Origin of the sequence: Pedobacter hiemivivus, assembly GCF_004331685.1 — a bacterium.
Classification (GTDB): Bacteria; Bacteroidota; Bacteroidia; order Sphingobacteriales; family Sphingobacteriaceae; genus Pedobacter; species Pedobacter hiemivivus.
Genome location: NZ_SJSM01000001.1, coordinates 64,590 through 77,513, shown reverse-complemented (window position 1 = coordinate 77,513; position 12,924 = coordinate 64,590). Strand labels below are relative to the sequence as shown.

The 12,924-nt window shown below is 38.7% G+C and carries 11 protein-coding genes and 1 pseudogene; 10 read left to right on the top strand and 2 right to left on the bottom strand.

Annotated elements, in window-relative coordinates; genetic code table 11:
* The first annotated feature begins 335 nt into the window (after positions 1-335).
* The 10 genes from EZ444_RS00330 (at position 336) to EZ444_RS00285 (ending at position 11,493) form a co-directional block, all read left to right on the top strand.
* Positions 336-2,180 (top strand): KAP family P-loop NTPase fold protein, encoded by a 1,845-nt coding sequence (locus tag EZ444_RS00330; RefSeq protein ID WP_131606108.1) that lies wholly within the window; start codon positions 336-338, stop codon positions 2,178-2,180.
* Positions 2,180-3,013 carry a Qat anti-phage system associated protein QatB gene (qatB, locus tag EZ444_RS00325; RefSeq protein WP_131606106.1) on the top strand — a complete coding sequence of 278 codons (834 nt, stop codon included), beginning with the start codon at positions 2,180-2,182 and terminating at the stop codon, positions 3,011-3,013. Before EZ444_RS00330 ends, qatB begins: the two co-directional genes overlap by 1 nt.
* On the top strand, positions 3,000-4,343 hold the full coding sequence (gene qatC, locus EZ444_RS00320) for a Qat anti-phage system QueC-like protein QatC (RefSeq protein ID WP_131606104.1): 1,344 nt from the start codon (positions 3,000-3,002) through the stop codon (positions 4,341-4,343). Before qatB ends, qatC begins: the two co-directional genes overlap by 14 nt.
* Positions 4,330-5,058, top strand: a complete 729-nt coding sequence (gene qatD / locus EZ444_RS00315; protein WP_131606102.1) for a Qat anti-phage system TatD family nuclease QatD — start codon at positions 4,330-4,332, stop codon at positions 5,056-5,058. Before qatC ends, qatD begins: the two co-directional genes overlap by 14 nt.
* Positions 5,059-5,328: 270 nt before the next feature.
* Complete coding sequence (locus EZ444_RS00310; RefSeq protein ID WP_131606100.1) at positions 5,329-7,131, top strand: DUF4365 domain-containing protein; 1,803 nt, start codon at positions 5,329-5,331, stop codon at positions 7,129-7,131.
* Positions 7,132-7,379: 248 nt separating this feature from the next.
* Complete coding sequence (locus EZ444_RS27345; protein ID WP_205945180.1) at positions 7,380-7,565, top strand: hypothetical protein; 186 nt, start codon at positions 7,380-7,382, stop codon at positions 7,563-7,565.
* Between the two features lie 41 nt (positions 7,566-7,606).
* On the top strand, positions 7,607-8,032 hold the full coding sequence (locus EZ444_RS00305) for a hypothetical protein (RefSeq protein WP_131606098.1): 426 nt from the start codon (positions 7,607-7,609) through the stop codon (positions 8,030-8,032).
* Between the two features lie 321 nt (positions 8,033-8,353).
* Positions 8,354-9,457, top strand: coding sequence for a hypothetical protein (locus EZ444_RS00300; RefSeq protein ID WP_131606096.1), 1,104 nt, complete (start codon positions 8,354-8,356; stop codon positions 9,455-9,457).
* Positions 9,458-9,670: 213 nt separating this feature from the next.
* Positions 9,671-10,663 (top strand): bacteriophage abortive infection AbiH family protein, encoded by a 993-nt coding sequence (locus tag EZ444_RS00295; protein ID WP_131606094.1) that lies wholly within the window; start codon positions 9,671-9,673, stop codon positions 10,661-10,663.
* Positions 10,664-11,082: 419 nt separating this feature from the next.
* Positions 11,083-11,493 carry a RidA family protein gene (locus tag EZ444_RS00285; RefSeq protein WP_131606092.1) on the top strand — a complete coding sequence of 137 codons (411 nt, stop codon included), beginning with the start codon at positions 11,083-11,085 and terminating at the stop codon, positions 11,491-11,493.
* An 8-nt stretch (positions 11,494-11,501) separates the two neighbouring features.
* Here EZ444_RS00285 and EZ444_RS27720 read toward each other — a convergent pair whose 3' ends face one another.
* Together EZ444_RS27720 and EZ444_RS00280 are read right to left on the bottom strand one after the other, a co-directional pair.
* Positions 11,502-11,822, bottom strand: a complete 321-nt coding sequence (locus tag EZ444_RS27720; RefSeq protein ID WP_262711239.1) for an alpha-L-rhamnosidase C-terminal domain-containing protein — start codon at positions 11,820-11,822, stop codon at positions 11,502-11,504.
* Between the two features lie 21 nt (positions 11,823-11,843).
* Positions 11,844-12,857, bottom strand: a pseudogene (locus EZ444_RS00280) (alpha-L-rhamnosidase-related protein); the annotation flags it as partial.
* Positions 12,858-12,924: the final 67 nt, after the last annotated feature.

Here is a 12,924-nt window from a genome sequence, read left to right as displayed (position 1 = left end):
AAGCCAACCTAAATGTGGGCATTTCGAACCGCTTTTAAGCATAGGGAATTTTAAGCCTTTCATCTATTTGAGAATGGAGTTAGTTATGATTATTTAAAATGCGAGTAAATTACTGATCATTATTATAGTTCAGTGGATAAGGTGATATGTTATTCAAATAAATATTGTAATTTGTGATTATAAATCTAACCAACTACGATCTCAAATGAACCAAAACGCAAATTGGCCCGTCCAGTTACAAAATTCAATCATAGTCAATCTTTCGATTAGGATGAAAAAAAAGTCATCCATAATTTCTGCCTCTCCATTTATTGATCTTCAAGCATGCAATTACCATGTGGAATGATAATGAAACAGACGAAGATCTTATCGATTGTGGGCATTTAGTCACAGCCGTATCTAATATTGTAGATTCCAAAAATCTTCTTCCTTGTAGTATCGGGATCTTCGGGGATTGGGGAAGTGGTAAATCGTCACTGATGCGGATGATCGAAAACAAATATAGTGCAAAGCCTGATATACTAGTCATAAAATTCAATGGTTGGCTATTCGAAGGGTATGAAGATGCTAAGATTGTGCTGATGTCAAAGATCGTTGACGCAATTGTATCTGAACGCACATTAAGTGAAAAGGCGATCAGTTTTGCTGCAAAATTATTAAGGAATATTGATGTGATTAAGGCTGGCGGTCAACTGGTAAAATATGGAATTGGTTTTGCTGCGGGAGGACCCGTAGGAATGGCTGCCGTATCAGCGTTAGATATCGCAAAAAAAGCTTCGGAAGCAGATTATACCAAACTACTTAAAGAGAATAAATCAAAGCTCAAAGAAGACGATGTAAAGAATAACATTCAAAGCTTTCATGAAAACTTTTCTAATCTTCTATCGGAAACTGATCTGGACAAAGTTTTAATCTGCATTGACGATCTAGATAGGTGCTCTCCCCCAACCGTAATTGGTACTTTAGAGGCTATCAAACTTTTTTTGTTCACCAAAAAGACAGCATTCATAATTGGAGCCGACGAGCGGTTAATTAAGCATGCCGTTAAGACAAGATTTCCAGAAATTTCCGGAGATAATGCTGAGGTGGGAAGGGACTACCTTGAAAAACTCATCCAATTTCCGATTAGAATTCCACCACTAAATGCGACTGAACTTACCAATTATGCCAACCTGTTATTTGCCCAGTTGCATACTGACGAAGGAGAATTTGGCATTGCGAGAGAAGAAATACTAAAGGAGAAGCGTAACAAGGGCTTTGATTTTTTATTCGATATGAAATGTGCAGGAGATTTCCTAAACACTGTAAACGATGAGCTCAGCGAAGCCTTACTAATGTGCGGGCAGATTGTTCCGGTATTAAGTGTAGGACTAAATGGCAATCCTCGTCAATGCAAGCGCTTTCTAAACACCTTACTGCTTAGAAAAGGCATGGCCGATTCAATTGGAATTGATTTAAAGAAAACAGTATTGGCCAAGCTCATGTTGCTTGAATATTTTAAACCGGAGACATTTAGGAATTTCTACGAAATGCAGGCAAATAACCAAGGGGCCATACAAATATTAGATCAATTAGAGGAAAAAAATGAGGAACAAAACAGCAATGTTTCGCAAAAGTCTAAACCAGAACTAGAGATCTACCAAAAAGACAAATGGCTAATTAACTGGTTCAAGCTAGAACCAGCGCTTTCAGGCATAGATCTAAGTCCGTATTTTTATTTCTCAAGGGATCATCTTTCTGTCGTATCATCAACAGCACAACGGTTGAGTCCGGAAGCGAGCGTAGTCGTACAAAAACTATTCAGTAATTCAAAAGCAGAACGTAACGTAACCCTGGGCAAATTAGGCGACTTAGCCCCGGCTGACATCACAGCCGTTTTTGCACTCATCACTGAAAGATTTAGGCAGGAAGAAGATCATTCAGGTGATCTGTCCTATATGGAGCTTATGTTTGATTATGCGTCAAAACGAAGTGAAGTTAAAAGTGAGCTGATTACACTGCTTGGGACATACCCTGAAAAAGGACTGCCTGCGAAGGCGGCAACACTTGTTGCAAGGACTTTTAAACAAACCGAATTTCAAGATCCTGCAATTAAGTTATTAAAAAAATGGGAAAAAAGTACATCCAATACCAAGCTTATACCTTTTGCCCAAAAAGCGATAAAAGACCTCAATAAATAATGGGAACATCAGCATCTAATAACGGCCCTGTAGGTCGCAGCCCACTTCTACCGCCTTGGTATCAGCCGTCCGCAGGGACCGGAGAAAATAACTATGATACTTCAGAAAGTTCCTCGGATAAAAAAAACAATGCTGGTAAAATGGACAGTCAACCAAATTGGACCTCCGGTAAAGGTGCGTTGAAGAGACTTGCAAATGGAACGCGCGGATCAAGCATGAGAAAAGCTGGCGCTGCATATGTTCGTTCTTCTGGCGGAGCGACTAGTGCAACACGCGCGGCAGGTATAGGGTCTTCGACAGGCGCAAGGTTCGCGGTCTTTCTAGGTGGGGTTGCTGCGGCGGGGATCGCTGGTAGCTTAAGTGATCTGGGTATTAAAAATCTAGACGGCCTGAATCCAGAACAAATGCTTGCTGCCATCTCTGATGCACTTGCCCCAGTTGGGACGACAAATGATGAAGCTATAGCTCGTGAGGCACTGATTGTAACCTTGGATGGGCTATATGAGAAAATGATTGATGATGGCAAAGATATTACCAACCTTGATCAAATCGGCAAGACAGATATTGGAGAATCAGTATCATCCTATGTGAGCAATTACATTTTCCTCAAGTGGATGCATGAGCTGGGACTTGCATTGGAGAAAGGAGATCTTTCTGTTAAGCAAGCGGTAAAGCTGGAAAGCGAAATCAAAGACTATGTTCGACTTGAAGTACAAACAGCTTATGAAAATAATGAAATTGACCCATTTACGATGAGTGTAGAACAGAATAAAATTATAATAGATCAAATACTCCTTACCTCTTACACTGCTATAAAAAATGAGCGCAATTAACATTCATGTAAAATTCGATCCTAGGGATGCGACTGAGCAAAAAACAGTGGAAGGAGATAAAAATATTGTTATATCCATAAGTCAGGCAGACAGGGAGAGGTGGGTAACAACAAATATTATATCGCATCTCCATGACCACCGGTTAGCATTGAAGGATGAGGTTTTTGACTTATTGAGAATAGGTATCGCTATTTATACTGTAGACCAGACAGTGTCTAGAAAGGAGAACGGTTTTCAAGGATGGAGCAGGTACCTCAAAGTCAATCTGCCAGTGTATGATCCTGCAAAATGGAATCAAGCAGTTCCGGTACTTGAAGAAATGTTAAGCTTCCTTAGTGGAGACAAATGGGAAATAAAATTCAGAAAGAATAAAGTAAAGAGGGAGACACAGTCAAGTTTTGAGAAAAATGCTAATGGTATTGAAAAAGTGTGTCTTTTTTCAGGTGGGCTAGACTCATTTATCAGCTCCATTGATTTACTTAGTGGAGGATCGAAAGTTGCTTTTGTTAGTCACTATAAAGCATCTGAAAGTGCTGTCCAAACGATGTTGTATGATGCCCTTGCTGAAAACTTCAGCAAAGCTGGCTTTGAACGACATAAGATACGGGTTCAACCCGGACATAATAAGGCCAAGACCCAGCAAGAGAATTCATCTCGTGCCAGATCATTTCTATTTTTCTGTTTAGGCATTGCCGTCGCCAATGCTCACGGAGAAGAAATTCCATTAATCATCCCAGAAAACGGTCTAATTTCATTGAATATACCGCTAACCTTAACTAGGCTAAGCAGCCATAGCACCAGAACAACCCATCCCTACTACTTAGATAAATGGAGGGAGATGCTAGAGACTCTTGGGCTAAAGAATAAGTTGGTCAATCCATACCAATTTAGGACCAAAGGTGAGATGATGGCCGAATGCAAGGACAGAAAATTTCTAAACACCTATTATCCCCATACTATATCTTGCTCGCATCCCGAGGTTAGTCGATATGAGAAAAAGAAGCCTGGCCTAAATTGCGGCTACTGTGTTCCTTGCATCATCCGCCAAGCTGCAGAAAAACGAGCAGGTAAGATATTGACAGATTACTCCAATCAGATATTAAAGGATGTGTTACCTAATCAATCCAAAAAGGGCAGTGATCTGAGGGCATTCCAAATGGCATTCCAGCGCAACGAAGGGATGAAGAGTTCCCGCCTCTCACTACAAGTTTTACGATCTGGACCTCTTCCTTATCAAAATCCAGAGGAGCTCAGCGCATACATAGATGTCTATAAACGTGGTATGGAGGAAGTGAAAAAATTTTTAAAGGACAGGAATGAATCTACATGATACGCATTTTCATTTAGACCTTTGCTCGGATATTACGAAAATGGTCGCACAGATTGAGCGTGAAAAAATTTACACCATCGCAGTCACGAACTTGCCAGATCTATTTCACCATACCAAGAATTTTATAAGGAATACCAAATATATTCGGCCTTCATTAGGATTTCATCCGGAATTGGCGGCAAGTCACATAGGCCAGTTGGGCAAATTCATTGCTCTTGCCAGAGAAGCAAAGTATATTGGAGAAATTGGACTTGATAATTTCAAAAAGCAATCAGATGATTATCAGAGTCAGAAGAAAATATTCCAGGCCATTCTAGAATGTTGTGCGATACATGGAGGAAAAGTTCTCAGCATTCATTCGCGCCGTGCAGAAGCAGAGGTGATTGCCATGGTTGGAAAGAATTATCCCGGTAGCCCTATCTTGCATTGGTATTCAGGTTCAATAAAAAATCTGGAACAAGCTTTAGATAATGGGTTCCTTTTTTCAATTAACTATGCTATGACGCAATCCACGAATGGAAAATCAATTGTAAAGGCTCTTCCATTAGCACATATCTTACTCGAGAGTGATGGACCTTTTACGCGTCTAGGAGATGAAGAAGGTTGGCCAGGTCATGCTAAAGCTGTCGTTGAACAGATAGCCAGTATCAAAGGGCTTTCTGTTTCAGAAGTCTCTACTAACCTCATAATAAATTTTAAAAAACTGGTTTCTTAGTAAGTAGAGAAATCTCGATGAATCTGAATAACGCCTATCTAAATCAAACAATCCATGAAAATCAGGAAAATTAAAATATCAAATTTTAGGGGCATTCAAAGCGCAGAATCCTAACAATCATAAAGGTGGAAACATATATTTTGTAGACTTGACATTTTAGAATGTTAATCTATATTTGGATTAGCAATGAGAACGAGTGCAAAATAATATATCATTGCCAAATCATTTTTGGATTCAATCTAAAGTACTTGTATAATAAAATCAAATTTAATGCATAGAGAAAATTCCAAACTTCCACTCCCATCATCCAGCCCAAATGAGGATCTTGAAACTATTTCAAAAAATAAGCTTTCTCTATTATTTGACGTTACACATTTTGAACTGAGGATGGAAATTACAAGAGACAAGGGGGTAGATCTATTTGCAGAACTCAAACAGAATGGTTTCTATACGAACTTTAGGCTTGCTCTCCAGTTGAAATCAACCATTTCGATTAAAAAAAATACAGATGGCTCTATCTCCTTTCCGGTAGAAGTAAGTAATATCAATTACCTGCTCAACCTTTCCATCCCTGCTTATTATATTCTTTATGACCATAATGAAGAAGTATTCTACTATGAAAAGGTTTTTGCAGTCTATCAGTCACTCCTGAAGAAATATAATTCCAAAAACATCCCTTCCCAGTTCAAGATCCGCTTTTCAAAAATTCTGACACCAGAGGTAATCTCAGAAATCTATACCGATACATTAAATCGTGGGAACCTTTACAGAAAGATCAATCCGCACCTGGAGCATGCGGAACAATCAAAAATTGTTTCCGGAATTGTGATTGACCACCACAATGAAGTCTATAACATAGATCAGAATATTAGCTACCTTGAGCAGTGGGGATTGGCGCTTATCAATGACGCTGCCTTCAATACAATTACGGAGATTGAGCAGCGAAGCCATCCCAGAAATGACGCCTCGGCAATGTTCAATCTGATCTGTGGGGTGGCCTATTATTATAAGGGGAAAGTGTTCAGGGCAATTGAATTTCTGCGGTTGGCTGCCAAGGGGAAAGCGGGCTTCGACCCCGTTTTAAAGTCAATGCTGTCCTACACCATGTTACAGGCTGAACACGAAGCTGGCATCGTGACCGTAAGGAAACTGAAGTCAAAGACACTTTTATTGATGGAAGGGGACGACATAGGTTCTTTTCTGGAAGTCCAAAAAGCCTGGAAGGAACTGGATAACAATAATATGCCGAACAAGGAAAAAATGCAGGAATTTTATGCGTCAATCAATGGCATCATCGGAAAGGAGCCACGAGACTACAAGGCAAGAGTGATGGCTTACTCCAAAGTGATAGAGGCGGACTTGCTTACGCTGATATTCGATCTTGGCAAAAACCTATTTACTGCCATCTGCACTAGAAACGAAAGATCAAGGGAGGTGATCGCAAGTGATTTCGCAGATTTTGAAAAACACTTCCACTCGAGAATGGATTCTCTGATGGATTTTATAGGAAAATCCCAAGACCTACAAGCGATGGCCAATGTTTCGCTGATGAAGATGGAATGGTATTATAGAAAGGCTTTTGTTTTTCATTTTTATGACCACTGGGATTTTTCCACGTTGACTTCCGAAGGGGAGCTATCTGCCATTTACAAAAAGGATTTTGACAAGCATCTGGGTTTTTTGAACGACACCATCAAGCTTTTAAAGCAACTTGGACAGGAAGAAAATATGTTAATGTCTCTGAGGCTCAAATATAGGATCCTGCACTTTATGAATGATCCTGGCATCAACGAAGTGTTAAAAGAGATGAACCAAGTAACTGCCGGTGGTGATTTTACGAGGATGCGAAAATTGATCAAAAAAATGATCAATAAAGGTACAGATCATGAGATATATTGTGCTGATACAATATTGCGGCTGAGGAATGTATATACTCTTTCGAAAAATGAGGGTATCGAACAATACCTCTTTAAAAATATTGAAGGTGACGACCTAGAAAGAAATGCCAATGTCGATTGGAGTATTAGCAAGCTAATGGATTTTGATTTTTCCGTTGCCTATGAGGCTTTATAGCAATTCTTCCAGGACGAACAATCCATAAAAGTTATCTTGATCTGTTGTTTCAGATGGATAATGAAGAGCCGAAACTTGAAATTTTGAAGCGATTGATTTTTTTAAATTGGTATTCGTTAGTTGAGCCTAGCTGCTATACAGGTGTTGAAGACCTTTGACAGTCCAATAGTTTTTGACTCCTATTCAATTCTGAATGACTATTTGACTAACAATAAAACCGAGGTCTTGCAGCGTAAATCATGATAGATATGGAAAGGAGAAGAAAGCTCGCTCTTCATTTACGACATCTCTCAGTTGGGCTTATTTCAAATGATGGTATGCCGGCTCTGCGCCTGACTATTCAAGCAGGCAGCAAAGTGGCTATCGGTGGCTTGGCGGAAAAAATCATGCAATCGCTTAGAACGATATGGAGTGGACGTCATACTTTCCCCTAGATAGCCATCTTATTTCCGATAGATATGCCCCTGATCAAACAATGAATTACTACCCGTTTTCCCCAAGGGGTTATAAGCTGAAAATGGATGTTGAATTACCTCAAAAGTTAGGATATATAAATCAGAATCGTAATCAGTTTCCTCAAATTGGGAACCTTGATCTGAAAAAGGACTGGATTAGCCAGAGTATCGTGCGCCAGTTATCAACGGAGATTAGTCAGAAGCTAAGTTTGGTGGATCTGGCCTATCAGTTCCAGATCAGTCCGACTATAGTTGCCAAAAGGATCTGGCAGCTAGATAGTTTACAAAAGAGTAATCTGCGGGAGTTTTCGCTTGAAATGGACATTAATCCCGATAGCGAGCAGTTCAGGATTCTGGAAGATAACCTAGCCGCTATCTTAAAGAATAGGGAGAACAATGGGAGGTTAGACGGTAGATTGGATGAATTTCCCCTTCTGGATATTTAGTGAATGATGAAATAGAGATTGGAGAAGAAATTTGGGCAAAAACCGATAGTGCCTGGAGAAAAGTTAAACCATGATACGCGTGCAGATCTATAAATATATTCTCAGGAATTTGCTATCGATGCGTGGGTGCTGATGTCTATTTTAGAGCTTAGAAATTATAGTACAGTTAGCGTCCTAAAACAGGGATCGGTGTTTTAGGACGCTAACTGTACAATGCGCAATTAATTATAAATACTATCATATCAGAAATATTAATAAGTTGCTAGTACCGAAAGAATAAGGTATTTTTATAAGGCATAATTAAATCTAAAACTTCTCATAATGAAAAAATGTCTACTTACTATCTTCTTAATTGGGATATCAATTTCTTTGGTTGCTCAACCAAGTAATCCTTTTACAGGTTTTAAATTCATGTCTTTGCCTCGGGATTATATGCCAATCGGAGCATTGTGGAATGTTGAGGCTGGTCCTATTGGGGACGGTGTAGGTGAAGATAAAAGAAAAAATGGAGCTAGCTTTTCCATGCTGGATATGGTAATGAATACCAGCCAAAAAAATGAACTCGAATTAGGGATTTTAAATTTTTTAAAATTACGAGGTAAGTATGCAGCCCTTTCTGATATATCAGTTAATCTTAACAAGCTTGAAATTGTAACTCTTAACTCTGTAGATATTTTGAAGTCAAATGTTGGTGAACAAGTAGTTTACGAAGCTTTAAAAGCCCAAGAGATGACAATTACTATAGATAAAAACAAATCGGCAGATGCCCAACTTGATCTTCTTCAAATCTTTAAAAAAGTAAATATAGATGCAGAGAACACGACTGGTAACAAAGCTAAAATAACTGCTAAAGGCATGAACCTCTATTTAGCTTATCGAATTATTCAAATAGAAAATGGAAATCAAAATAAAGAAAAAGTTAGCTTTAAAAAGCAATCTTATTCTGGACATAATAGTGTTACGTTTTCTAATAGATATGAAGCAAATACTGATAAATATACCATTCAGATTTGCCCTTGCCAGATCATTAGTTGCATGTTGAAAAAAGCTAATGAAGGTTCGACTTTGGATATGCATCAACTCCTTAGGCGTTGCGGTGTCGATATCGGATTCGATTTAACAATAATCCTGAAAGATAAAATTGATGCGACCACAGGTAAACCACAGGAGTACAAGAACGTAATTAAAACTCCGACTGGTAATACAATCAACAATTATAATCAGTCGTTGTATTACAAACCAACATCACAGGGGTTGGAAGTCACATTTTTGAATATTGAAAGATTAATATATGAAGCAATCGCCCCTATGGGCACTACTTATTTGACGCGGATATTACCAGGGAATAGTAATCAAAAGATTTCTCTCATAACGGCATCTTATAAGTTCAAAAATATCATACCCCAGAATGTTGCAGGTTGGTAAATTGACTCACTGATGTAGATGTTAGATTTTTAACTAGAACTAATTATTTAAAGACAATAGTAGGGAACCAATAACCTAAGTAATATTAATTATCTCGTAAAAGAGGTAATTAATAATAAAAAGTAACTAATAAATAGGCACTTAAAACAATTGTAAACCTTCTAGAAACGGTAATTTCCATAGGTGTCATAAATAATATTACAAAAACTATATATGAAGGAACTTTATACTATAGGCAATGGATTCGATATTCATCATGGCCTTCAGACACACTATCAGGTCTTTTCTTATTATCTGCAAAAGCACCATTTTAGCATCCACGAAAGGCTGGTTGAAAATTATGGTTTGCCTTCACTTGATCCCGATCTTGAAGAATTCGAGAATAAACCGGCGCATTACTATTTATGGTCAGATTTCGAAAAACGACTGGCGGACTTTGATTTTCAGTCCGTTTTAAATGATAATGACGATTTGACTGCAAATCCTGCAAGTGAAGAATTTCGAGATGGGGATTGGGATACATTTGAAATTGTAATGGAAGAGGTCGTTAATGAATTGACTACAGAGTTATACGATGCATTTAAGAAGTTTATTAATCAAGTCGATTTTCCTGAAAATATTTATGAGAAAAAAATAAGCCTCAATCAAGATGCTTTTTATCTTAATTTTAATTATACAAATTCATTGGAACATTATTATAATATTCCAGGTGATAAAATTCTGCATATACACAATCGCGCAGATTCGTCAAATGAAGTCTTAGTTCTTGGTCATGGAATAGAGCCTAATAAGTTTAAAAGAGACGAGCCCCAACCATCAATTAATGCTACTGAAGAAGAACTGTTTGAATGGAATATGGAGCAGGGGCGAAACTGGGAATTGTCGTCAGATAGGGCGCTGGATATGATATTGACTTATTTTTCAAAATCTCATAAACAGACCGACAATGTTATCCAACAGAACCGGCCTTTCTTTGATATGTTGGATGATACAATTAAGATTACAGTTCTTGGGCATTCTCTTGGTGAAGTAGATCAGCCTTATCTTCGTGAAATACTTGAAAAAAATGGTTTTAAAGCGGATTGGAGGGTGTCATACTATGAACCGAAAGATGCTCAGAAGATTTTTGCAACATTGGTCAAATTGGGATTACCAAAAGAAAAGATCAGCACGTTTAAAACCACAGATCTTCTTTTAAATAAATAAAGATTAATGCTTTTATTTTTATTGAAATAATATATAAATTTTTAAGGAAATATTAGGGAGTTAATTCTGGTGTCTTATGTCTGCTATCTTACGATTTCAGGATTTTTGTAGATTTTGAGACCTTGGCGGAGAGTGCGGGATTCGAACTCGCGGACCCTTTGACAAGTCAACAGTTTTCAAGACTGCCGCAATCGACCACTCTGCCAACTCTCTGGCGCACAAGTACAAATATGTGCCAAATTCACAAACAAGAATCGGTCTCCATGCCTTACCTACAATGATTATTAAGCTATTTAAATTTGTTTTCTGGTATTTATCCGCTAAAGGTAATATTTTGCACTACCATACATCGGCACATGTTTTGAAGAACGAGTAGGTATATCTTTGCTCAAAATAATAAGACCATAAATCGAAACAACATGACTAACATTATTCATAAAAACCCGAAAAGACTTTTTGATCCCACTCCATTCGCTTTCTCACATTCTACAAGTACCCCGGACAATGGAAGATATATTTTTATATCTGGGCAAAGTGGGGGCGAGGACTTAGAACATACTCTCTCAAATGATTTTAGAAGACAAGTTCAATTCGCATTATTAAATTTAGAAATAGTGCTCCAGGAATACAAACTAAAAGCTGATGATGTTCTTAAAATAACCATATTAATTGTTGACCATGATCAGGAAAAACTTAAGATATGGACTGAGGAAATGCATAAAGTATGGACGAATAATAAATTCCCTGCAAGTACTTTAATCCCAGTTCCAAGACTAGCTTTAGATGGCATGCTGATAGAAGTTGACGCTATCGCATTTATGCCATCTTAAACTACGCTCTACAAATATTTTACCTCCCAGGTATATGAACCTGGTTCTATATCAGCGATTTTCCAGAATTTCCCCTCTGGTATCGCTTTAATTGCCCGACCATTTTTCAGTATGCGGTCATTTGCCATTCGTCTTCTTGGCAAGTATACCATTCCTGTTGAGTTTGGCGGGGTTGTGGTTAGTAAAAGAAACTGTTCTGGGGTATTTGTAAATGCAACTTTTATTCTTCCCCGCAAGGTAGACAGTTGTAATTCTGCTGTATTAAGTGCACCAGGCTGTGGCTTGATTTGTATGGAGCTAAAAGCAGGAGATAAAGGTTCTACGCCCATTAATTTTCTGGCAATGATGTTTGCTGGAGCCGCACCCCAGGCATGGTTCCAGTCCTGATTCTTCTTATATTTGGTATCCCAGGCTTCAGTTGTCATCGTAGCGCCGCTTCGCAACATATTGTACCAACTGCGTTTGTCTGTTGCAGTTAAAAGCTTTAATGCATATTGAGCTTCGTGGTTATCATAAAGGCCGTCTAACAGAAATTGAGCGCCATATACACTACAGGCCATACCTCTGGAGCGGATATGAGACAGTACACGCGCTTTGTTGTTGTCGGGGACCAGGTTAAAGGCAAGTGTAAACATATTGGCGTGAAGGGAGCTGTGTAAAGTCTCTTCTCCATCTTTAATGATTCCTGTCTCTGGGTTAATAAACGCTCGTTGGAAAGCCAACTTTACTTTGGCTGCTTGTGCGGCAAAGAAATTGGCGTCTTTTGTTTCGCCCAGTTTTCGCGCTATCTTTTCTGCACTGATCAAGGCCTGGTAATGAAAAGCATTCACAACTGAATTGTAAGCAGTAAAGACAAAACCATCTGTTTCGCCAGGGGCATCTTTGGGAATGCTAAAGCCGCCCTTTTGTGGCCAGTCTACGATGTCCTCAAGAATAGAATGCCCATTGAAATTTTCAAAATAAATGGATTTGGTAAATGCACTGTCTTGTTTCCCGGTTTGCGTGCTGATCAGTCCGTCCGGCCTCCCCAGAGGCAGTAACAATTTGGCTTTCAATTGCGGATAAATTACTTTGATGGCGCGTATATCGCCAGAGTATAGGTAATCATTCCATCCAATTAACAAGTTTTGCAGCGACCATTCTGTAGGCCAGGTAGCATGGTAGATCAAATATGCCAGGGATCTTTTGACCATGTTAAATTCTGCATCAACGGCATAATGCGATAACTGATTAATAAGTACATCGGCTTCATAAGGTATCCGTTCCCGGTCGCCATCTACATACAAACCGGTAAAGGAAGTGGCTTTAATGGTATGCTTAGATAGCTCCCAAACCTGGTTTAACAGCGTGTCTGAGGATTTAAATGAGGAGGCATTATCATCAAAAGGATAATTAACTGCATTACTGAATCACGCCGTTGGAATACCTTGA